The organism is Pseudomonas sp. RIT-PI-o, from assembly GCF_001297215.1.
Taxonomy (GTDB): domain Bacteria; phylum Pseudomonadota; class Gammaproteobacteria; order Pseudomonadales; family Pseudomonadaceae; genus Aquipseudomonas; species Aquipseudomonas moraviensis_A.
In genome coordinates this window covers 14,999-37,719 of record NZ_LHPA01000037.1, presented here as the reverse complement: position 1 = coordinate 37,719, position 22,721 = coordinate 14,999, and the positions used below count along the sequence as shown (strand labels likewise).

Here is a 22,721-nt window from a genome sequence, read left to right as displayed (position 1 = left end):
GCAACGTCCTACAACCTGCACCACCGCCGTCCGATTGCGCCGAAAAGCCCAGGTTTCAACTAGATCGAAAACGCCCAGCCGTGGATACGGTCACACGATGCGCCGCAGATGATGGTGGAGCGGGAACAGACCAAGCGCCCAATGACGGGGCCTTGGTGGAAAAGGGCTTCGCGGATGCTGCAATCGCTATAAGCCCGCATGCCTGAGCTGGGCCCTGCGCAAATCGTAAGTCGACTGAAGACTCATCCAGAACTCAGGCGTAGTGTTGAGATGAATGGCAAGGCTGATTGCCAGATCGGCGCAGATCCTGAGCTGGCATTTCACAAGCTTTTCGATCTCACTTTCGGGCCAGTTCGTGGGCATGGCCAGATCCATGACAGTCATGCCCAACGGCTCCATGAATTCCTTACTCAGAACCTCGCCCGATGAGTCGGGCGCATACCCCTGCGGTCCATTGTTCGCCTCCAGAGGCTGCGTTGAGTGACCAAACTGGAGCATCCGATTCAGGAAAACAAGACCATCAAAACCGTTTGGCCGGCGTCCTACAACTAATAGGGCATAACCCTACGAGAATCAGCGTCTGCGCCTGATTCCGTGAGTTCTTGGCTGTGATTAGGCTGGTGGCTTTCGCCTGCGCTGGTCGATCCTATTCGTCGAGTTCCAGGCGATACACATTGATCGCCAGACACTCTGGTTCTGGATCCCTCTTATCTCATTTGCTCAAGCTCAAAGAAAACACGCTGGTTCAGCATCCAGATGGTGGTTACATCTTTGGCACGATCCCCGATATGCCAAAATTCGGCTTGCCAGGCGGGAAGATTTATCTGCGGGTAGGTATTCACCGTCGAGCGAATAGTGGTTTTGGCGTAGTGCACATTTGGGAAGCCCATAGTGCCGATTTGCTCAAGCATGGTTGCAAGACTGCCGATGGGGTAGCCGCGATTGTTGCAAAAATGATCGTCCCGGGGGCACAAATCTATTGTGAGTTCAAAGAACAGCGATGTGGAAACAGGGTCGCGGTACTGAGGACATCTATGGGAACACTGATTCTTGAACCGCGACACGAGCGCGCCACAGGATTTGGTTACTTCGTGGTGACTTGGTACCCGCAAAAACGTGCACATGGCACGTTAGTGGGGCAGATACCACGAGCACCACCAAATCAGAAATAAAAAAAGGCGTCCGATGGACGCCTTTTAAGTATTTTTTGAGGAGTAGTCGCAGCGATTCTTTAGCTCCTGGCTTTACGGCCTTGGGTTCAGAATCCGACAGGCTAGCCCGTCGTCACTACTTCAGAGAAACCAGCTTTCTCTGCTGCCAAAAATGCGGGGGAGCTTTTGCTGGTGCCCAGTCCCGACGAATGCGCAGTTGCAGTCCTCGAACGGGATGATCCGTCAATGCCAGTCGAGAGTCAACGGTCCAATTCAGCCAAGCAATGACAGCCCATCGGGTCTTGATACGTCTTGTAAACCTCTATTTCAGCACTGAAACCCGGCTCAACTACCCTTCAAAAACCCGCAGGAAGCGGACCCCGATTCAGCTCAAGGAACGACCATGTCCCTCTCCATCGTCCACAGTCGCGCCCAGATTGGCGTGGATGCTCCCGCCGTCACTGTCGAAGTTCATCTGGCAAACGGTCTGCCCTCCCTGACCATGGTCGGACTGCCCGAGGCGGCGGTGAAGGAGAGCAAGGATCGAGTACGCAGTGCGATCATCAACTCCGGGCTGCAGTTTCCGGCGCGGCGGATCACTTTGAATCTGGCGCCGGCGGATCTGCCCAAGGATGGCGGGCGCTTCGATCTGGCGATTGCCTTGGGGATCTTGTCGGCCAGTGTGCAAGTGCCGTGTCTGACGCTGGACGATGTGGAATGTCTGGGTGAATTGGCATTGTCCGGTGCGGTGCGGCCGGTGCGTGGCGTGCTGCCGGCGGCGCTGGCGGCGCGCAAGGCCGGGCGGGCGCTGGTGGTGCCGCGAGCGAATGCCGAGGAGGCATGTCTGGCGTCGGGGTTGAAGGTGTATGCGGTTGATCATCTGCTGGAAGCGGTGGCGCATTTCAATGGGCATACGCCGGTCGAACCTTACGTTTCCGACGGATTGATGCATGCCGCCAAGCCCTATCCCGACCTTAACGAGGTGCAAGGGCAAACAGCCGCCAAACGCGCGCTGCTGATTGCCGCAGCGGGGGCGCACAATTTGTTGTTCAGCGGGCCTCCAGGAACCGGCAAGACGCTGCTGGCCAGTCGTCTGCCGGGGTTGCTGCCGCCGCTTTCCGAGTGCGAAGCGCTGGAAGTGGCAGCGATTCAATCGGTCGCCAGCGGTGTGCCTCTGACTCACTGGCCGCAGCGTCCCTTCCGGCAACCGCACCATTCGGCTTCCGGACCGGCACTGGTCGGTGGCAGTTCAAAACCGCAACCCGGTGAAATCACCCTGGCTCATCACGGCGTGCTGTTTCTCGATGAATTGCCGGAGTTTGATCGCAAGGTTCTCGAGGTGCTCCGCGAGCCCTTGGAGTCCGGGCATATCGTCATCGCCCGCGCCAAGGATCGCGTGCGTTTCCCGGCGCGCTTTCAGCTGGTGGCAGCGATGAATCCGTGTCCCTGTGGATATCTTGGCGAACCGAGCGGCAAATGCTCGTGCACACCGGACATGGTGCAGCGCTATCGCAACAAATTGTCGGGGCCGCTGCTGGATCGTATCGATCTGCACCTGACCGTGGCGCGTGAAGCGACAGCATTGAATCCGGCAGCCAAGCTCGGGGAGGACAGCGCCAGCGCTGCGGCGTTGGTGGCTGAAGCGCGGGAGCGCCAGCAAAAACGCCAAGGCTGCGCCAATGCGTTTCTCGATCTGCCGGGGTTGAAGCGTCACTGCAAGTTATCCACAGCCGATGAGAGATGGCTGGAAGGGGCCTGCGAGCGACTGATCCTGTCGCTGCGCTCGGCGCATCGCCTGCTCAAGGTCGCGCGCACACTGGCGGATCTTGAGCAGGCCGATGCGATTACCCGCGAGCATCTGGCGGAGGCACTGCAATACCGGCCGGCGACACCTTAATGCTCAGTCAGATCAACCAGCGGCGTCTGGCGCACTTCGGTGTCGCGCCCGGCCTGAATATCGGTCACACGCTTCAGGGCGTTATCCACCGCAGCTTTATCGGCCAGCAGGCTATAGCTGATCTGGAACTGTTTGTATTCTTTCGGCGCAATGGTCGGCACCAGATTCAGCGGCCGCTGATAGCGACGGTTATAGGAAAAACTCGTCCCAGGCTCCAGCCCGGTGACGTAGCCCTGCCCTTGGGTGTCGGTGTTTTTCCACAGCGAGAACACTGGCAACTGCTGGGTATTGAAGCCAACCGCAACGCCGAGGCTACCGGCCTTGTTGTGCAGCACGGTCAGGGTATCGCCCTTGGCGTCCGCATATGGCACAACGTTGTAGACCGTTTCGTCGTAGTCCCTGGTCGGTGCGCGGTACGTCTGCCAGTCGGGCAGATCACCCTTGGCCTTGTCGTTGAACGGCGATACCTGCTTCACCGGCGCAGCAAACTTCGCGCCCTGCTCAAGAAACGGCGTACTGAAATTGCTGTGATACAGCGCCTGATATTCCTTCGCATAGTCGCCGTTATTGGTCAGGGTATCGTTGAGGACGAAGCTTGCGCTGCCAGGTTCGGTGACCAGTTCGGTCGCTACCGAGAAATCGACTTTCTTGAATGCCTGCTCTTTCAGCTCGCCACGCAGCGTGATGGCATACGGCGGTTTTTCATCGATGTGCAGAGTGACGGTGCTGGCCGGGATATTGGCGGCGCGACCGTGCAGGGTCAGCAGTTCACCGTTGTCCATGCCGGGATGGCCAACCCACTCGTAACCGCAACGGGTGACCAGTTCATTGAAGCCTTCCAGCCAGCCCAGGCCACCGCGGCCGTTGAGCTCGATGAACGCCGGGTTGACCACGTCCTTGACCGGCGAATCCCAGCCCATGCGCACGTCGCCCACCGAGGCTTGCAACACGTTCATGCCACGGGTCGGCACCACCGAAAGCTTCATCGTGCCGTTATCGATATCGACGATGCTGACGCCCTCCTGACGACCGCCGTGCAGGGTGCGCAGGGTCACGGAAAACGGCTTGGTGGTTTTTACACCGAGCTGTTCACTGGTGATCGTCCAGTTTTTTGCCGGAGTGTTGGCGTCGAGCAGGACATAGTCCCAGGCCATGGCGTGGGAAGCGGCAGAGAATGCGCCGAGAGCGACGAGGAGTTTGAGCGGAGTCATGGCAGCAGCCTTTATTGGAGTTGTGCCATTTTTATAGCGCTGCGGAAACGTTTCAGCAAGTGCAAAGAAGCTGTTGGAGAAAAGCATTCGCGAGCAGGCTCGCTCCCACAGGGACATCGGGCTTTCACAACATTTGTGAGTCACACCGAAAACTGTGGGAGCGAGCCTGCTCGCGATGGCAATTTCAAAGACACATCAACGGAAGCGATCAACCTCGGATCGCAGATCCGCCGCCAGTTTCTCCAGCTCTTTAGCGGTGATGGCCAGGTTGGAAACCACCTCACGCTGCTCACTGTTGGCCATGGCAATGCTCTGCAGATTGCTGCTCAGCAACGTCGCGGTGCTGCTTTGCTCCTGAGTGGCGGTGGTGATAGCAGCAAACTGCTGGCCTGCCGAACGGCTCTGCTCATCGATCCGTGCCAGTGCCGAGGCGACATTGGCGTTACGCGACAGGCCTTCCTGCATCAGCACATTGCCCTGCTCCATGGTGCTGATCGCGTTGCCGGTCTCCTGCTGGATGCTGTGAATCATGCTGGAGATTTCGTCGGTGGCCTGACGGGTACGCGAGGCGAGGCTGCGCACTTCGTCCGCCACCACGGCAAACCCGCGGCCCTGTTCACCGGCACGGGCGGCTTCGATCGCAGCGTTGAGCGCCAACAGGTTGGTCTGCTCGGCGATCGAAGTGATCACGCCAACAATGCCGCCGATTTCCTGGGAGCGCTGGCCGAGGGTGTTGATCACCGTGGCGGTGCTGTTCAGCGCACCGGCAATCTGCTCCAGCGACGACGACGCTTCTTCCATCGAGCTGCGACCAATCTGTGTTTGCTGGGCGTTTTCCTGTGCCAGGCGCTGAGTCGCGCCCATGTTGTCAGCGATGTTCAGCGACGTCGCACTGAACTCTTCCACCGCGCCGGCCATGCTGGTGATTTCGCCCGACTGCTGCTCCATGCCTTCATAAGCACCACCGGACAAACCGGACAATGCCTGCGCGCGACTGTTGACCTCTTCCGAGGCGCGGCGGATGTGCTCGACCATGGTCGACAGCGCCTGGCTCATCTGGTTGAACGCGCGGGACAGCTGACCGATTTCGTCGTGGCTCGATACGTTCAGACGCACGCTCAGATCACCGGCACCCAAGGCCTCGGCCTGACGCACCAGATCGCCCAGTGGCGCAAGCTTGCTGCGCAACAGCCAGACCACGGAACCGACCGCGAGCAACATCGCCAGCAGGCTGCCGATCGCCAGTTGTGTACCGACGCTCCAGGTCACCGCGCGGATCTCGGCTTTCGGCATGCTCGCGACCACCGACCACGGGCCACCTTCAAACGGCACGGCGATGCTGTAGAAGTCTTCTCCCTTGTCGCTCCAGAACTCGCCCTTGCCCGGGGTTTTCACCAGGTTATTGATGGTCGGCACGGCTTGATCCAGCGCTTCTACGCCAGCAATCGGCACCAGCCATTTGTTCTGCTCGTCGAGCAGGGCCAGCGAGCCGGTCTGGCCGATGCGGAAGCGCTTGAGATTGGCGAACTGCGCGTTCTGCGCGTCGGTGTAGTCGAAGCCGACGTACAGCACGGCGATGATCTTGCCGCCCGCGTCGCGCACCGGGGTGTACTGCGACATGTAGTAGCGCTCGAACAACAGCGAGCGGCCGACATAACTCTGCCCCGCCATCAATTTTGCGTAGGCCGGGTTGGCATGATCGAGCACGGTGCCGATGGCACGGGTGCCGTCCTGCTTGCTGACGTTGGTGCTGACGCGAATGAAGTCTTCGCCGCTGCGCACGAATACCGTGGCCACGCCGGCGGTCATCTGCTTGAACTCGTCAACTTCCTTGAAGTTGTTGTTCAGCACCTCGTTGCCCAGGTGCAGGCCCGGGGTCTGCACGCCGGCCACGGTCACTGGCTGATCGGGGTGCACACTCAGGCCACTGCCGAAGCGTTTTTCGAACAGACCGCTCAAGCGCAGGGTGCTTTCGCGCAGCGTACCGTGGAAGGTACTCAGTTGATCGGCCAGCAGCCGGGCCTCACTGGCCAGATGCTCTTCACGGGTGGCGAGGTTGGCGGAATCCAGCGAACGCAAGGCGAACACCGTACTGCCGCTGATGACTATCGCCAGTATTACAGCGAGGGCAAGGCCCAACTGCGAGGCGATCCGAGCACGAGGTTGAGACATGAACAGCTCCTGGCCGAGCCACCGAATCCTCCTTGATCGCGGTAATTGCCCGGAAAATATTCTAATAATGGGGGTAGCGCGAAACCGGCACGACGGTTCCACATGCTCGTAGTCGGCGGTAAAACCGAATACTTGAGCGCATTGCGTGGGTATGGCGCAGTGGTGGCATTGTGCCGGCTCAAACGTCTCAGCTCAAGCGTGTCACTGCCGGGAGCTGCATGGCGCGGACTTCGCTCTGAAGAAAGTCACTGAGGCGGCGCAAACGTTCACCTCCCGGACGGGTTCTTGGCCACACCAGGTAATAATCAAGACCACTGGCGACCGCTGTCGGCCACGGCAGACTCAAGCGCCCTTGCGCGACGTCTTCGGCAACCATCAGCAAATCACCCATGGACACACCGTAGCCGCGCGCCGCCGCGATCATGCCCAGTTCGAGGGTGTCGAACACCTGACCGCCCTTGAGCGAGACCTGATCGGATAACCCCATGCGCTCCAGCCAACTGCGCCAGTCTCGGCGATCCGGGGTCGGATGCAACAGTTCGGCGCTGCCCAGGCGCGCCACGTCCCAGGGCTGATCATTGAGAAGGTTCGGCGCGCCAACCGGGATCAATTCCTCGGGAAACAGCAGGCTCGCCTCCCAGTCCGGCGGGAAATGCCCGTCGCTGAGCAACACGGCGCAATCGAACGGCTCATTGTTGAAATCCACCGAATCGATGTCCATCCACGCGCTCGTCAGTTGCACCTCATTGCCCGGCTGCAAGTGGCGGAAGCGGCTCAGCCGCGCCAGCAACCAACGCATGGTCAGGGTTGATGGTGCCTTCATGCGCAGGATGTCGTCCTCGGCGCGCAAGGTGTTGCAGGCGCGCTCGAGGGCGGCAAAGCCTTCGCGGATACCGGGCAACAGCAGCCGGGCCGATTCGGTCAGCTGCAAGTTGCGGCCGCTGCGATGAAACAGCCGGCAGGCGAAATGTTCTTCAAGGGTACGCATGTGCCGACTGACCGCGCTCTGGGTAATCGACAATTCTTCCGCCGCGCGGGTGAACGAGCTGTGTCGCGCTGCCGCTTCGAATGCACGCAGGGCATACAGGGGCGGAAGGCGTCGGGACATACACAAAGCTCCAGTAGCGGGATGCAGCCGGTTCGGCCGAGACGTTTCAGGATGAGTATTAATCATGCCACCCATCCTTTTTATCCCTTTGTGCAACGCCTGCCAAGCGCCGAGAATCGACGCTCTTCTGTTCCCTTTGATATTTGGGTGGTGATGACCATGCGGCATCCTGTGCGTACCGAACTCTGGGCCATTCTGCGGCTGGCGGGGCCGCTGATTGCTTCGCAGTTGGCGCACATGCTGATGGTGCTGACCGACACCCTGATGATGGCGCGCTTGAGTCCAGAAGCGCTGGCCGGTGGCGGCCTCGGTGCGGCCAGCTATTCGTTCGTGTCGATTTTCTGCATCGGCGTGATTGCAGCGGTCGGCACACTGGTGGCGATCCGTCAGGGCGCCGGCGACATCATCGGTGCCGCGCGCCTGACACAGGCCGGACTGTGGCTGGCCTGGCTGATGGCGCTCGGCGCCGGGCTGCTGTTGTGGAACCTCAAACCCGTGTTGCTGCTGTTTGGCCAGACCGAAACCAACGTCAACGCCGCCGGGCAATTCCTCATCGCCCTGCCCTTCGCCTTGCCCGGTTATCTGAGCTTCATGGCCCTGCGCGGCTTTACCAGTGCAATTGGTCGGGCGACACCAGTGATGGTGATCAGCCTCGCCGGCACGGTGGCCAACTTCCTGCTCAACTACGCGCTGATCACCGGCATGTTCGGCCTGCCGCACCTGGGTCTGACCGGCATCGGTCTGGTCACGGCGATTGTCGCCAACTGCATGGCACTGGCGCTGGCCTGGCACATTCGCCGGCATCCGGCCTATGACGCTTATCCGTTGCGCGTCGGTCTGTCGCGGCCGAACCGGCAATACCTGAAAGAACTCTGGCGCCTGGGCCTGCCGATTGGCGGCACCTATGCGGTGGAGGTCGGGTTGTTCGCTTTCGCTGCACTGTGCATGGGCACCATGGGCAGCACGCAAATGGGCGCGCACCAAATCGCTCTGCAGATCGTTTCTGTGGCGTTCATGGTTCCGGCCGGGATGTCCTATGCCATCACCATGCGCGTCGGCCAGCACTATGGCGCCGGGCAACTGGTTGATGCGCGGATGTCCGGCCGTGTCGGCATTGCCTTCGGCGCGGTAGTGATGCTCGGCTTTGCCCTGGTGTTCTGGCTGTGGCCGAACCAGTTGGTCGGCCTGTTCCTCGACCATAACGACCCGGCGTTTGCCGAGGTGATCCGTCTGGCGGTGAGCCTGCTGGCAGTAGCGGCGTGGTTCGAGTTGTTCGACGGCACGCAGACGATTGCCATGGGCTGTATCCGCGGGCTCAAGGATGCCAAGACCACCTTCCTGGTCGGCCTGGCTTGCTATTGGCTGATCGGTGCGCCGGCGGCGTGGTGGATGGCTTTCCACCTCAATTGGGGGCCGACCGGTGTCTGGTGGGGACTGGCGCTGGGGTTGGCGTGCGCGGCAGTGAGCCTGACGCTGGGGTTTGAATGGAAGATGCAGCGGATGATTCGGCGCGAGCCGCAAGCTCAAGGTTTTAACATCCCCCAGGCCGAATGAGGTCCTCTGTAGGAGTGAGCCTGCTCGCGATTGCGGTATATCAGTCAATGCAAATGTTGACTGTTGAAAAGCTATCGCGAGCAGGCTCACTCCTACAGGGGGTGGTGATCAGCCGACGATTTCCAGAGCCGGCTGCTGGCTCGATCCCGACGTCAGGTATTCCACCAGCTCCTCCAGCGGCAACGGCCGGCTGATCAGATAACCCTGCACCTGATCGCAACCGAACCCGCGCAACAAGTCCAACTGCTCCGGCGTCTCGACCCCTTCGGCAACCACTTCCAGGTGCAGGTTGTGCGCGAGGTTGATCATCGCGTGCACCAGTTTGCGGTTCTCTTCGCGCTGTTCCATGCCGCCGACAAAACTCTTGTCGATCTTCAGCAAAGTGATCGGCAGGCTGTTGAGGTGCACGAACGAAGAAAAACCGGTGCCGAAATCGTCCAGCGAGAAGCGCACGCCGAGGCGGCCGAGCGCGTCCATGGTCTGCTTGACCAGATCGCTGCGCCGCATCACCGCGGTTTCGGTCAGTTCGAATTCCAGCCACTGTGCTTCCACGCCACGCTCGGCAATCAGACGACTGAGCGTCGGCAGCAACTGGCTGTCCTGAAACTGCCGGAACGACAGGTTGATCGCCATGTGCAGCGGCGGCAGACCCTGCTCGCGCAAAGCCTGCATATCCCGCAGTGCCCGGGCAATCACCCAGTAACCCAGCGGCACGATCAATCCGCTTTGTTCGGCCAGTGGCACGAATTCGCTCGGCGGCAGCAGACCGCGTTCCCCATGGCGCCAGCGCACCAGCGCTTCGAGGCCGACGATCTGGCCATCCTCAAGATTCAGGCGTGGCTGGTAATGCAGCTCCAGCTCGTCGCGGCGCAGGGCTCGGCGCAGTTCGCTTTCGAGGTCAGCCATGCTCCGCGCATTGCGGTTGATGCGCTCGTTGAAGATATGAAAGGTGCAGCCCTGCGTGCTCTTGGCCTGCTGCATGGCGATGTGTGCGTGCCACATCAATGGATCGGCACCGCCGTTGGCGCGGGCGTGGGCGATGCCGAGGCTGGAGCCGATCAGCAGGCTCTCACCGTCGACCCAATAAGGTTCGGCCAACGCCTCGGTAATGCGCTCGGCCATCCACTCGGCGCGTTGCGGCGCGCGGCGGGTGTCGATCAGCAAAGCAAATTCATCACTGCCCAGCCGCGCCAGTTGATCACCGGCCTCCAACTGACTTTTCAGGCGCGCGACGACTTGCAGGATCAGACGATCGCCAGCCTGATGACCAAGAGCATCATTGGCATGGCGGAAGTTATCGAGATCGAGATGGCCAAGGGCGAGGCCGCGACCGTCGCCTTCGGCAAGACGTGCGGTGAGCAGCGTCTGGAAACCCTGGCGATTGGCGATGCCGGTCAGCGGATCCTGTTCGGCGAGGCGCTGCAGGGTATTTTCCAGCACGCCGCGCTCGCGAACATGGCGCAGACAACGCTGGAGCATGCCGGCGTCGAGGGCGTCGAAGACCAGCCAGTCGCTGACCCCGACCGGCGCGGTGGCCGGTTCATGCTCCAGCAGCAGAACGGTCGGCAGGCTGCAGCGCCCGGGCGCCGGCTGCAATGCCGGCAGGGTCAGCAGCACCGCGTGGCGGTTGTCCTCGAACAGGCGGCTGACCGAATCCCAGTTCGGCGCGCTGATCAGCACCGCCGCGCTCCCCATCGGAGCCAGACACTCACGCAACAACGCTGTCCACGCTGGCTCTTCGGCCAGTAGCAGCAAACGCAAGGGTTCGACAGGCGTAGACAAGCTGACTCCCTAGACTCTGCAATGATGTAGGCGGGGCATTATGCCGGTGTGCTGAACAATGACCAATGCGTTGTCCGATGACAACGGCAGTGAAAGGTTATTTTGTGTCACGAATGAGAACATTAGCCGCAAAATCCCCACGTATCCTGCGTGAAAGTAACAAAACCGGCAAATCTGAATCGCGTGTTGCGTCACAAGTCGGACAGAGCAGCACAAATCGCTGAGCCTGTTAAAATGCCGGCCCATTTCGTCAACGACTCCCGAATTTTCGTATGTCCCGACTCAATCCCCGGCAGCAAGAAGCCGTGAACTACGTCGGCGGCCCTCTATTGGTGCTCGCCGGTGCTGGCTCCGGCAAGACCAGCGTGATCACGCGCAAGATCGCGCACCTGATCCAGAACTGCGGCATCCGCGCCCAGTACATCGTCGCCATGACCTTTACCAACAAGGCCGCGCGCGAAATGAAAGAGCGGGTCGGCACCCTGTTGCGTGCCGGCGAAGGTCGCGGCCTGACCGTCTGCACCTTCCACAACCTGGGCCTGAACATCATCCGCAAGGAGCATGCGCGACTGGGCTACAAACCCGGTTTCTCGATCTTCGACGAGACCGACGTCAAAGCCCTGATGACCGACATCATGCAGAAGGAATACGCAGGCGACGACGGCGTCGACGAGATCAAGAACATGATCGGCGCCTGGAAAAACGACCTGATCCTGCCTGCCCAGGCCCTGGAAAACGCGCGCAATCCCAAAGAGCAGACCGCCGCCATCGTCTACACCCACTATCAGCGCACGCTCAAGGCGTTCAACGCGGTGGACTTCGACGACCTGATCCTGCTGCCGGTAAAGCTTTTCGAAGAACACGCCGACATTCTCGAAAAGTGGCAGAACAAGGTGCGTTACCTGCTCGTCGACGAATACCAGGACACCAACGCCAGTCAGTATCTGTTGGTGAAGATGCTCATCGGCAAGCGCAACCAGTTCACCGTGGTGGGCGACGATGACCAGTCGATCTATGCCTGGCGTGGCGCGCGCCCGGAAAACCTGATGCTGCTCAAGGACGACTATCCGTCCTTGAAAGTGGTCATGCTCGAACAGAACTACCGTTCAACCAGCCGCATCCTGCGCTGCGCCAACGTGCTGATCTCGAACAACCCGCACGAATTCGAAAAACAGCTGTGGAGCGAGATGGGCCACGGCGACGAGATCCGCGTGATCCGCTGCCGCAACGAGGACGCCGAAGCCGAGCGCGTGGCCATGGAAATCCTCAGCCTGCATCTGCGCACGGACCGCCCGTACAGCGATTTCGCGATTCTCTATCGCGGTAACTATCAGGCCAAGCTGATCGAATTGAAGCTGCAACACCACCAGGTGCCGTATCGCCTGAGCGGCGGCAACAGCTTCTTCGGCCGTCAGGAAGTGAAGGACCTGATGGCCTACTTCCGCCTGATCGTAAATCCGGATGACGACAACGCCTTCCTGCGCGTGATCAACGTGCCGCGCCGCGAGATCGGTTCGACCACCCTGGAAAAACTCGGCAACTACGCCACCGAACGCAAAATCTCGATGTACGCCGCCACCGACGAAATTGGCCTGGGTGAACATCTCGACAGCCGCTTCACCGATCGCCTGGCGCGCTTCAAGCGCTTCATGGACAAGGTCCGCGAGCAGTGCGCCGGCGAAGATCCGATTTCGGCGCTGCGCAGCATGGTCATGGACATCGACTACGAGAACTGGCTGCGCACCAACAGCTCCAGCGACAAGGCTGCGGACTACCGCATGGGCAACGTCTGGTTCCTGATCGAGGCGTTGAAAAACACCCTGGAGAAGGACGAAGACGGCGAAATGACCGTCGAGGACGCCATCGGCAAACTGGTGCTGCGCGACATGCTCGAGCGCCAGCAGGAAGAGGAGGACGGTGCCGAAGGTGTGCAGATGATGACGCTGCACGCATCCAAAGGGCTGGAATTTCCCTACGTGTTCATCATGGGCATGGAAGAGGAAATCCTCCCGCACCGCTCCAGCATCGAAGCCGACACCATCGAAGAAGAACGTCGCCTGGCCTATGTGGGCATCACCCGTGCCCGCCAGACCCTGGCGTTCACCTTTGCCGCCAAGCGCAAGCAGTACGGCGAAATCATCGACTGCGCGCCGAGCCGCTTCCTGGATGAACTGCCGCCGGACGATCTGGCCTGGGAAGGCAACGACGACACCCCGACTGAAGTCAAAGCCGTGCGCGGAAATAGCGCATTAGCCGATATACGCGCGATGTTAAAGCGCTAGAATCGACTACTTTTTAATCTACCTTCGGCGCCCATCGCGCCAACAGAGGAAGCTGTTGTGGAAGCACTGCACAAAAAAATCCGCGAAGAAGGCATCGTGCTTTCCGATCAGGTCCTGAAAGTCGACGCCTTTCTGAACCACCAGATCGACCCGGCACTGATGAAGCTGATCGGTGACGAATTCGCCGCGCTGTTCAAGGACTCGGGGATTACCAAGATCGTCACCATCGAAGCTTCGGGCATCGCCCCAGCGATCATGACCGGTCTGAACCTCGGCGTGCCGGTGATCTTCGCCCGCAAGCAACAGTCGCTGACCCTGACTGAAAACCTGCTGTCGGCGACCGTGTACTCGTTCACCAAAAAGACCGAAAGCACCGTGGCCATCTCCCCGCGCCACCTGACCAGCAGCGACCGCGTGCTGATCATCGACGACTTCCTCGCCAACGGTAAGGCCTCGCAAGCGCTGATCTCGATCATCAAACAGGCCGGCGCCACCGTTGCCGGTCTGGGCATCGTCATCGAGAAGTCGTTCCAGGGCGGCCGCGCCGAACTGGACTCGCAGGGCTACCGCGTCGAGTCGCTGGCCCGGGTGAAATCGCTGAAGGATGGCGTCGTTACCTTCATCGAGTAACCAGCAGCACCGAGTTACCCCTGTGGGAGCGAGCCTGCTCGCGAATGCATTGTGTCAGTCACCCTGTTGAGGGAATGACACACCGCTTTCGCGAGCAGGCTCGCTCCCACAGCGGCTTCTGGGGTGGGCAGTTATTGCGTGGTGGCTTTCAGACCAGTGAGGAGCAGGCGCTGGAAAAGGTCTTCCTTCAACCCCTCCGGATTCGTCAGCTGCATCCGCTCAAGATGCTCCGGGAACGTTGAGGCCTCCGGCGCATCCAGCGCTGCCTTGCCCAGTTCCAGAATCTCGCTCAGCTTGAACTTGCTCTTCAGCCAGTTCAGCGCGCGCAACAGATCCCGTTCGATCGCGGTGAAATCACAACCTAGCGGGTACTCCGGAAACAGGTTCGGGTGCCGCGCGGCAATCGCCTGCAAGCGTTGCGGTGTGTTGTCGGCAAACCGTGGATCAATACGGAAATCCTTCGGCAGCTTGCCGACGTTCTGCGCCTGTTCGATGAGCCCTGGCTGAAAACGTGAGTCGCTGATGTTGAGCAGCGCTTCGATCACTGCCGCGTCGGATTTGCCGCGCAGGTCGGCGATGCCGTACTCGGTGACGACGATGTCGCGCAGATGCCGCGGAATCGTGCAGTGGCCGTATTCCCAGACGATGTTGGAACTGACCTCGCCGGCGGACTCGCGCCAGCTGCGCAGAATCAGAATCGACCGCGCATCGTGCAACGCGTGTCCCTGCGCCACGAAGTTGTACTGCCCGCCGACCCCACTGAGCACCCGTCCGTCTTCCAATTGATCCGCGACACCCGCACCCAGCAACGTCATGTTGAACACGGTGTTGATGAAGCGCGCATCAAGGCGCTGCAGACGTTTGAGTTCTTCCTGCCCATACAGCTCGTTGATGTAGCTGATGCGGGTCATGTTGAATTCAAGCAACCTGCTTTGCGGCAACTCGCGCAGCCGTTCATAGAAGCTGCGCGGGCCGAGGAAGAAACCGCCGTGCACGCAGATGCCGTCAGGTTGTGCCGCTTCGTCGAGGGTGCCGGCGTTGGCCTGTTCCTGCGTCGGCACATCGGGATAGACCTTGCGCCGAACGATCCCGGCATCTGCCAGCACCAGCAGACCGTTGACGAACATCTCGCTGCAACCATAAAGGCCTTTGGCAAAGGGCGCGGTGCCGCCCTCGCGCTGGATCAATTGCGCCCATTGGCTGAGGTTGATGTCATCGAGCAACGCCTGATAGCCGGCGTTATCGGCCTGCCGAGCGAGTAACGCAGCAGTCAACGCATCACCCATCGAACCGATACCAATCTGCAGCGTTCCGCCGTCGCGCACCAACGTACTGGCGTGCAAGCCAATGAAATGATCCTGGAAGCCCACCGGCATATTCGGCGTGGAAAACAGCGTGCTGCTGTCCTTCTCGTCGATCAGCAGATCGAAAGTGTCGATGTCGACTTCAGCATCGCCGGGCATGTACGGCAGATCCGTATGCACCTGGCCGACCAGCACAATGGTCTCCCCCGCCTCGCGGCGCTTGGCGATCATCGGCAACAGGTCAAGGGTGATGTCCGGGTTGCAACTCAGGCTCAGCCGATCGGGATGTTCGCTGTTGCTGGCGAGCAACTGCGCCACCAGGTTCAGGCCTGCTGCGTTGATGTCGCGGGCGGCATGACTGTAATTGCTGCTGACGTAATCCTGCTGCGCCGGCGCGCTGTTGAGCAGGCTGCCGGGCTGCATGAAGAACTGCTGGATACGGATGTTGGCGGGCAGGCTGTCGCGCTGCAGATCGGCGAGGAAATCGAACTCCGGATAATCACCGAACACCCGCTCGACGAAGGGCTCGATAAAGCGCTTCTGCAAGCCATCGCCCAGATTCGGCCGACCGAGGCACAGGGCGGTGTAGATCGTCAGCTGCCGCTCGGGCAGGCCCTTGATGCGCCGGTACAGCGCGTTGACGAAGTGATTCGGCTTGCCCAGCCCCAGCGGCAGGCCCATGTGGATGTGCGCCGGCAAGCGCACCAGTACGTCGTCCACCGCCTGTTCGATCGAACACAACTGCACCATCTGAAGCCTCCCGCCCGTTCCGTTGATAGGGGTAGACCGAGATTGACGGGGAATTACTTCCGAGGGAAGGCGATTGACGCAAAAAAGGGCCGAAGTTTCGACAGGAGGCGGATCGCGTCTGCTGAGCCAGTAAGACGAATCACCTCACAAAACGGGCAACTATTTTCCTACATTGTTTGTAATTCAATCACGCAAAGTTACCGGACGCGTCCGAATTGTACTTATTTCATACACAGCTAACATGGATACATGATTCAAACGTCCTTTAAAAAATCTGGCATCGGAAGCACTTAGCCCTAATGAAAAGCAACCTGGTACTATGCTGCTTTGGTGTAGGCATTGCGACTCTAACAAGCGCATCACCCTATTTGATTGGCAACTCAATCAATCTGTTTTTGGGAGGCGACAGCTTGTACTTATACACCCTCGCCGGCGCTGCGTTCTTTCTTATTGCCACTCCCCCATTCAAGCTGGCAGCCAACATTTATCTACAAAAAACCGCGTCCAAAACAAGATGTATTCTGAAGAAGGCAATTCTGAATCACCTACTTGGCGGAAGCTTCGGGCATACGCAAAAACCAGGCCAGTGGATCGAACTGGTTGATGGCGACGTCGATGGTTCGATGTATCTGTATCACTCGCTATATTTTGATATTTCGTTGAACTGCAGCATCATTTCCGTTGCGCTTTTCATAACCGCCTTCTACCACCCGCTTTTGGCGCTCGCGCCACTTAGCGGTCTCCTCTATGCTTTAGTTGTATATCTTGCTACTCGAAGAGCCAGTAGGTCCTTATATGATGAGTATGTACAGCATAACACCGTAACAATCGGTGCTATCTGTGAGCATTTATATAATGCAAAACCTTATACAAACAGGGCCAAGCTAGATATAAAAAACATCGAACGCCTCGCTTTTCGCTCAAGCCTCAAAGCATCGACTTTCGAATCAATTTCATGCTCATGTTATCCGGTGGCGATAGTGGTTCTATTATTAGTTTCGGCCCATCTGCTAAGCGCCGGAAATTTCAATATAGGTGCCATTTTTGCCTCAGCCATCTATCTTGAGCGTGTGCTGAGTCCTGCGGCGTCGCTGATATCCATCTACTACTCAAGCAGAGAGGCATCTTACAGACGTAGTCGGATTCGCGGCTATGGACTACAGCACGAGAGGCATTGATCCATGCTTATATGCCTGCAAAAAAATCTGACGGTTTTTGTTCTTTCGGTGATTTGCCTCACGTTAGCAGCCGCATGTCAATTGTTGATACCATCAGTCGTCGCCAAAAGCCTGACGGCTCTCACCACCGGTGCGATTAGCACTGAGGCTTATTTCGTCCTTATCGCTATTTTTTTAACCAAGCTTTCAACGCAGACTCTGGGCAACTCCTTCGCGACGCTCATGGAAGCGAGATCTCGTTTTGTGCTTATCAGATTCATTGTGCATGATGAGCGGCCCTCTCCATTATGTTCTCGGGTGACAATGATTAAAGAAGATGCTGAGAAAATTGCTTCGGTCATTCATGACGCAATTCATCTCATCGGCTCTTGCATTTTGACATTGTCCGCTGCCTTTATTCTGCTTAGGGAAAACATCTACTTCTTCCTGCCCATCGCTTCAACTATTGTATTGACTTGTGTGCAATTGAGATTTGCCAAGCCTGTAATCCAGCGGCTATATGCAGCAGAAATGTCGAAGGAAGATTTGTACAAGGAATCGCTTATTAACGCGTTTAAAATTTCCAGCGACGGCGAGCAAAGTAAAATGCAACTCATCAGAAGCTTTGGATATTTAAAGGGCACAGTACGAGCACGCTACAAATATCAGAAAGCAAGCGCGATCCAATCCTTCTGGCCGGAAATGGCCATCTCGACCGGGACGGTCTCGGTCATTTTTTTCAGCGCCGCTGCCACCCCGGAATTATTTGGCGAGCGTCTTATTGCCTGTCTCGGTTATATCGGAATCTTTACCATGGCCAGCACGAGCTCGATAAGACTCGGGATAGCGATGATCGGCGTGAAGGTTTCAATCGACAGAATCTTCAGAGGGCATCGATATGAATGATCTGTTTATCCAACAAATACGCCTGAAGCCAGACCTTACGGCGGCTGACCTCCTGCATGACCTCTTTCCGCTTGAATTCAGCAGCTCAATAACTGTGTTTATCGGAGAAAATGGCTCTGGAAAATCCACTTTACTTGAAGCTATTGCCATCAAGTTGGGTTGCAATCCAGAAGGCGGTGGCAGAAATTTCAATTTCTCGACCGAGAACACCCATTCGAAACTGCATGAAACCCTGACGCTCTCAAAAGGCTACCGAAGGGAGAAGGACGTTTTTTTCTACAGAGCAGAAACCTTCTACAACTTGAGCACTACGATTCGCAAGCTCGATGCAGAGCCGAGCTTTGATCCTGAAATCAAGACCTATTACGGTGGCGTGGATTTGCATTGCATGTCGCACGGTGAAGCAATGGAGGCGCTCTTCCACCACCGATTCAAAGCCCAGGGACTGTATGTGCTCGACGAGCCGGAAGCATCGTTATCCCCGTTGAGGCAATTGGTGTTTATCGACCGGATAATGGAGCTGTCGCGCGGCGGCGCGCAATTCATCATCGCGACTCACTCTCCCCTCATCATGTCGATCCCGGGCTGTGATCTGAGGCAGATATCCGCAGGGCGTTGCGAGCAAATAGCTGTCGAAGATACTGATGCTTATGCCGTCTACAAAGCCGTGCTCAATTCTGCCGGCGCCTACATCACGAAAAACATGCAGTGACATTGCAGGCACAAAAAAACCGTCCGAAGACGGTTTTTCGTTGAGAGCGTCGCTTACAGACCGGACATCTCTTTGATCGCACCTTTGAGCTCTTCATCGGAGCAATCGGCGCAGGTGCCTTTTGGCGGCATGGCGTTGATGCCGGTGATGGCCTTGGCAAGGATGCCGTCCAGACCACCCTGATGATCGGCCCGCTCCTTCCAGGCTGCCTTGTCGCCGATCTTCGGCGCGCCGAGCAGGCCCGTGCCGTGGCAAGCGTTGCAATGCTTGGCGATCACGTCTTTAGGTGCCTTCGCCCCGCCTCCGCCGCCTGCGGTCGCAGCCACTTCCATACCCTTGCATTCCTGCCCTTGAACACACACCTGGCCGACGGGCTCGATGCGTTTGGCGATGTCGTCATTCGTCGCAGCTTGAGCGCTGACAGCCCAGAGGGCCAGTACGGTTGCTGGTGCAGCCAGCATTTTCATAATTAGGTTCACGCGTTCACCCTCAATGGTGGCTATTCACGCCTGCGGCCACGGTTCGCAGGCGGCGCAAGTATAGCGGCTAGGCCGCTGTACTGAAACAACCCCATGGTTAGAGGGGTCTTGTTGCGCATCGGAAGAACGGTCCGGGTGCCTTCGCCGTAATGGTCTGGCGCCTCTTGCTTAGAAATTCGCCGGCGTCGCTGCGCTGATTAGTCGCGCCGGTACGTCGAACGGATTACGGAAACGATGCGGCTTGGTACTTTCAAAATAGTAGCTGTCGCCAGCTTCGAGGATAAAAGTTTCCAGACCCACCACCAGCTCCAGGCGACCTTCCACCAGAATCCCGGTTTCCTCGCCTTCATGGGTGAGCATTTCTTCGCCAGTGTCGGCGCCCGGCGGGTAGATTTCGTTGAGGAAGGCGATGGCGCGGCTGGGGTGGGCGCGGCCGACCAGTTTCATGGTCACGGCGCCGTCGGAGATGTCGATCAGCTCGTTGGCCTTGTAGACGATCTGGGTCGGTTGGTCCTGCAGGATCTCTTCGGAAAAGAACTCGACCATGGACATGGGAATGCCGCCGAGCACCTTTCTCAGCGAACTGATCGAAGGACTGACACTGTTCTTTTCGATCATCGAAATGGTGCTGTTGGTGACGCCCGCGCGTTTGGCGAGTTCACGCTGGGAAAGCCCTTTGAGCTTGCGGATCGATTGCAGTCGTTCACCGACGTCCAAGGCGGGAGCCTCCTGATGTTGTAAGAATATTGAGCGTTATCATGGCGACAGCGTTCAGTATTTACAACACTTGGCCCCCGTAGCGGCGTCAACCCTCGGAATAGAGCCTCGGCACCCGACGCAGGTTGCAGAATATCTGGTAAGGGATGGTGTCGGCCCACTTCGCCACCTCGCTGGCGAGGATGTTCTTGCCCCACAACTCGACGTCGGAACCGAGGCCGGCTTCCGGCACATCGGTCAGGTCGATGCAGAGCATGTCCATCGACACGCGCCCCAGCAGGCGGCTGCGTTTGCCGGCCACCAGCACCGGCGTGCCGGTCGGCGCCTGACGCGGGTAGCCGTCAGCGTAACCCATGGCGACCACGCCGATGCGCATGGGTTTGTCGGTGATGAACCTGGCGCCATAGCCAATCGGTTCGCCGGCCGGCAGTTCACGCACGCTGATGACTTTCGATGCGAGGGTCATCACCGGTTGCAGGCGCTCGGCCACTGCGTTGGCTTCTTCGAACGGGGTCGCGCCGTAGAGCATGATGCCCGGGCGTACCCAATCGCTTTTGATTTCTGGCCAGCCGAGCACGGCTGGTGAGTTGCGCAGGCTGACTTCCGCCGCCAAACCCTGACGCGCCGCTTCGAACACTGCCACCTGCTCGGCACTGCTCTGCGCGTGCAATTCATCGGCGCGGGCGAAGTGGCTCATCAGCACGATTTTCGCGACTTTGCCGCTGGCCAGCAGACGCTGGTATGCCGCTGGGTAATCTTTCGGATGCAGGCCGACCCGGTGCATGCCGGAGTCGAGCTTGAGCCACACCGTGATGGGTTTGCTCAGCGCCGCCTGCTCGATCGCTTCGAGCTGCCACAGCGAATGCACCACGCACCAGAAATCATGCTCGACGATCAACGCCAGCTCGTCTGCTTCGAAGAAGCCTTCCAGCAGCAGTACCGGCGCGCGAATCCCGGCAGCGCGCAACTCCAGTGCCTCTTCGATGCACGCCACGGCAAAACCGTCCGCCTCGGCTGCCAGTGCCTGGGCGCAACGCACCGCGCCATGGCCGTAGGCGTCCGCCTTGATCACCGCAAGCGCTTTGGCGCCAGTCACTTCGCGGGCAATTCGGTAGTTGTGGCGCAGGGCTTGAAGATCGATCAGGGCACGGGCAGGACGCATGGCGGCAGACTTCTGGGCGGTCATGGAAAGAAAAACCGGCGCTGACTGACGGCGTGAACCGCCAACAGCGCCGGGAGAGGGATCTCGGAAAAGTTATGGCAGCGCGGCGACGATGGAGATCTCCACCAGTATGCTCGGCTTGGCCATCTTCGCTTCGACAGTGGCGCGGGCGGGCGCGGCGCCTTTCGGCAGCCACTGGTCCCACACTGCGTTCATGCCGGCAAAGTGGGCGTCGATGTCGTTCAGGTAGATCGTCGCCGACAACAGATGCTGCTTGTCCGTCCCGGCCAGATCGAGCAGGCGCTCGATATTGGCGAGCACGTCGCGGGTCTGCTGTTCAATTCCGGCGTCGAAGTCGTCGCCGACCTGCCCGGCCAGATACACGATGCCGTTGTGGCTGACGATCTGACTCATGCGCTCATTGGTGAGCTGGCGCTGGATTGACATGTTTTGCGGACTCCTGGGTCTGGTTGCCGTAACGGGAAATATCGAGGCCTTCGGCGCTGATCTGGGGCTTTTTCTTCGCCATCAGGTCGGCGAGCAAACGGCCGGAACCGCAAGCCATGGTCCAGCCGAGCGTACCGTGACCGGTGTTGAGGAACAGATTCTTGAATGGCGTAGCACCAACGATCGGCGTGCCGTCCGGCGTGGTCGGGCGCAGGCCGGTCCAGAAACTCGCCTCGGCCAGATTGCCGCCCTGAGGATAAAGGTCGTTGACGATCATCTCCAGGGTTTCGCGTCGACGCGGGTTGAGCGACAGGTCGAAACCGGCGATCTCGGCCATGCCACCGACGCGGATGCGGTTGTCGAAACGGGTGATCGCGACCTTGTAGGTCTCGTCGAGAATGGTTGAAGTCGGCGCCATCGCCGGATCGGTGATCGGCACCGTCAGCGAGTAGCCCTTGAGCGGATACACCGGAGCCTTGATGCCCAGCGGCTTGAGCAGTTGCGGCGAGTAGCTGCCGAGTGCCAGCACGTAGCGGTCGGCGGTTTCCAGCTTGCCGTCGATCCACACGCCGTTGATGCGATCACCGGCGTAGTCGAGCTTCTGGATGTCCTGGCCGAAACGGAATTCCACGCCGAGCTTGCGCGCCATTTCGGCGAGACGGGTGGTGAAGATCTGGCAGTCGCCGGTCTGGTCGTTGGGCAAACGCAGCGCGCCGGCGAGAATGTCGGTGACGCCTGCCAGAGCCGGCTCGACGCGGGCAATGCCGGCGCGATCGAGGAGTTCAAACGGCACGCCGGATTCTTTCAGCACGGCGATGTCCTTGGCGGCGTTATCCAGCTGCGCCTGAGTCCGGAACAACTGGGTAGTGCCGAGGCTGCGACCTTCGTACGCAATGCCGGTTTCGGCGCGCAACTCATCGAGGCAGTCACGGCTGTACTCGGACAGACGCACCATGCGCTCCTTGTTCACCGCGTAACGGCTGGCGGTGCAGTTGCGCAGCATTTGCGCCATCCACAGGTACTGATCGATGTCGGCGGTGGCCTTGATCGCCAATGGCGCGTGGCGCTGAAGCAGCCACTTGATCGCCTTGAGCGGCACGCCCGGCGCAGCCCACGGCGAGGCGTAACCCGGCGAGACCTGGCCGGCGTTGGCGAAACTGGTTTCCATGGCCGCAGCAGGCTGCCGGTCCACCACCACCACTTCGAACCCGGCGCGGGCCAGATAGTAAGCACTGGCGGTACCGATAACGCCGCTACCCAAGACCATGACGCGCATTTTCAATCCCTCATCGCGGCTTTT

At 59.2% G+C, this 22,721-nt stretch carries 19 protein-coding genes; 8 read left to right on the top strand and 11 right to left on the bottom strand.

Annotated features, from left to right (window positions below):
* Positions 1-186 precede the first annotated feature (186 nt).
* Positions 187-384 carry a helix-turn-helix transcriptional regulator gene (locus AEQ63_RS21325; protein WP_236705281.1) on the bottom strand — a complete coding sequence of 66 codons (198 nt, stop codon included), beginning with the start codon at positions 382-384 and terminating at the stop codon, positions 187-189.
* A 290-nt stretch (positions 385-674) separates the two neighbouring features.
* Here AEQ63_RS21325 and AEQ63_RS27435 point away from each other — a divergent pair, with 290 nt between their 5' ends.
* Positions 675-1,172, top strand: a complete 498-nt coding sequence (locus AEQ63_RS27435) for a hypothetical protein (RefSeq protein ID WP_236705280.1) — start codon at positions 675-677, stop codon at positions 1,170-1,172.
* A gap of 382 nt (positions 1,173-1,554) precedes the next feature.
* Complete coding sequence (locus tag AEQ63_RS21315) at positions 1,555-3,048, top strand: YifB family Mg chelatase-like AAA ATPase (RefSeq protein ID WP_064364654.1); 1,494 nt, start codon at positions 1,555-1,557, stop codon at positions 3,046-3,048.
* On the opposite strand, the gene AEQ63_RS21310 is transcribed toward AEQ63_RS21315, so the two are convergent.
* From AEQ63_RS21310 to AEQ63_RS21300, 3 genes are all read right to left on the bottom strand, one after another.
* Complete coding sequence (locus tag AEQ63_RS21310) at positions 3,045-4,259, bottom strand: aldose 1-epimerase family protein (protein ID WP_064364653.1); 1,215 nt, start codon at positions 4,257-4,259, stop codon at positions 3,045-3,047. The genes AEQ63_RS21315 and AEQ63_RS21310 overlap by 4 nt on opposite strands.
* 195 nt (positions 4,260-4,454) lie before the next feature.
* The gene (locus AEQ63_RS21305; protein ID WP_042607122.1) at positions 4,455-6,431 is read right to left on the bottom strand and encodes a methyl-accepting chemotaxis protein; all 1,977 of its coding nucleotides are present in this window, start codon (positions 6,429-6,431) and stop codon (positions 4,455-4,457) included.
* 187 nt (positions 6,432-6,618) lie between these two features.
* The gene (locus AEQ63_RS21300) at positions 6,619-7,539 is read right to left on the bottom strand and encodes a LysR substrate-binding domain-containing protein (RefSeq protein ID WP_042607123.1); all 921 of its coding nucleotides are present in this window, start codon (positions 7,537-7,539) and stop codon (positions 6,619-6,621) included.
* A gap of 159 nt (positions 7,540-7,698) precedes the next feature.
* Here AEQ63_RS21300 and AEQ63_RS21295 point away from each other — a divergent pair, with 159 nt between their 5' ends.
* Complete coding sequence (locus AEQ63_RS21295; RefSeq protein WP_064364760.1) at positions 7,699-9,093, top strand: NorM family multidrug efflux MATE transporter; 1,395 nt, start codon at positions 7,699-7,701, stop codon at positions 9,091-9,093.
* 108 nt (positions 9,094-9,201) lie between these two features.
* Here AEQ63_RS21295 and AEQ63_RS21290 read toward each other — a convergent pair whose 3' ends face one another.
* Entirely contained in the window at positions 9,202-10,875 is a 1,674-nt protein-coding gene (locus tag AEQ63_RS21290) for a putative bifunctional diguanylate cyclase/phosphodiesterase (protein WP_042607124.1), read from the bottom strand.
* Between the two features lie 272 nt (positions 10,876-11,147).
* Between AEQ63_RS21290 and rep the strand changes: the two genes are divergently transcribed.
* Together rep and AEQ63_RS21280 are read left to right on the top strand one after the other, a co-directional pair.
* Positions 11,148-13,157, top strand: coding sequence for a DNA helicase Rep (gene rep / locus AEQ63_RS21285; RefSeq protein WP_016772574.1), 2,010 nt, complete (start codon positions 11,148-11,150; stop codon positions 13,155-13,157).
* Positions 13,158-13,214: 57 nt separating this feature from the next.
* On the top strand, positions 13,215-13,787 hold the full coding sequence (locus tag AEQ63_RS21280) for a xanthine phosphoribosyltransferase (RefSeq protein ID WP_042607125.1): 573 nt from the start codon (positions 13,215-13,217) through the stop codon (positions 13,785-13,787).
* 131 nt (positions 13,788-13,918) lie between these two features.
* On the opposite strand, the gene AEQ63_RS21275 is transcribed toward AEQ63_RS21280, so the two are convergent.
* Positions 13,919-15,841 carry an acetyl-CoA hydrolase/transferase C-terminal domain-containing protein gene (locus AEQ63_RS21275; RefSeq protein WP_064364652.1) on the bottom strand — a complete coding sequence of 641 codons (1,923 nt, stop codon included), beginning with the start codon at positions 15,839-15,841 and terminating at the stop codon, positions 13,919-13,921.
* A gap of 299 nt (positions 15,842-16,140) precedes the next feature.
* On the opposite strand from AEQ63_RS21275, the gene AEQ63_RS28380 reads away from it, so the two are divergent.
* The 3 genes from AEQ63_RS28380 to AEQ63_RS21265 are packed head-to-tail and all read left to right on the top strand — an operon-like array spanning position 16,141 to position 18,616.
* Positions 16,141-17,019 carry an ABC transporter transmembrane domain-containing protein gene (locus AEQ63_RS28380; protein ID WP_152972403.1) on the top strand — a complete coding sequence of 293 codons (879 nt, stop codon included), beginning with the start codon at positions 16,141-16,143 and terminating at the stop codon, positions 17,017-17,019.
* Between the two features lie 3 nt (positions 17,020-17,022).
* Positions 17,023-17,904, top strand: a complete 882-nt coding sequence (locus tag AEQ63_RS21270; RefSeq protein ID WP_064364651.1) for an ABC transporter ATP-binding protein — start codon at positions 17,023-17,025, stop codon at positions 17,902-17,904.
* Entirely contained in the window at positions 17,897-18,616 is a 720-nt protein-coding gene (locus AEQ63_RS21265; protein ID WP_082367948.1) for an AAA family ATPase, read from the top strand. Before AEQ63_RS21270 ends, AEQ63_RS21265 begins: the two co-directional genes overlap by 8 nt.
* Positions 18,617-18,669: 53 nt before the next feature.
* Here the strand turns inward: AEQ63_RS21265 and AEQ63_RS21260 are convergent, their stop codons facing one another.
* The 5 genes from AEQ63_RS21260 to dadA form a co-directional block, all read right to left on the bottom strand.
* Positions 18,670-19,083, bottom strand: a complete 414-nt coding sequence (locus AEQ63_RS21260) for a c-type cytochrome (RefSeq protein ID WP_042607130.1) — start codon at positions 19,081-19,083, stop codon at positions 18,670-18,672.
* A gap of 180 nt (positions 19,084-19,263) precedes the next feature.
* Positions 19,264-19,812, bottom strand: coding sequence for a cupin domain-containing protein (locus tag AEQ63_RS21255; protein WP_016772566.1), 549 nt, complete (start codon positions 19,810-19,812; stop codon positions 19,264-19,266).
* A gap of 88 nt (positions 19,813-19,900) precedes the next feature.
* The gene (gene alr / locus AEQ63_RS21250) at positions 19,901-20,974 is read right to left on the bottom strand and encodes an alanine racemase (protein WP_042607131.1); all 1,074 of its coding nucleotides are present in this window, start codon (positions 20,972-20,974) and stop codon (positions 19,901-19,903) included.
* Positions 20,975-21,067: 93 nt separating this feature from the next.
* On the bottom strand, positions 21,068-21,421 hold the full coding sequence (locus AEQ63_RS21245; RefSeq protein WP_042607132.1) for a RidA family protein: 354 nt from the start codon (positions 21,419-21,421) through the stop codon (positions 21,068-21,070).
* Positions 21,393-22,697 carry a D-amino acid dehydrogenase gene (dadA, locus tag AEQ63_RS21240; protein WP_042607133.1) on the bottom strand — a complete coding sequence of 435 codons (1,305 nt, stop codon included), beginning with the start codon at positions 22,695-22,697 and terminating at the stop codon, positions 21,393-21,395. Before dadA ends, AEQ63_RS21245 begins: the two co-directional genes overlap by 29 nt.
* Positions 22,698-22,721 lie beyond the last annotated feature (24 nt).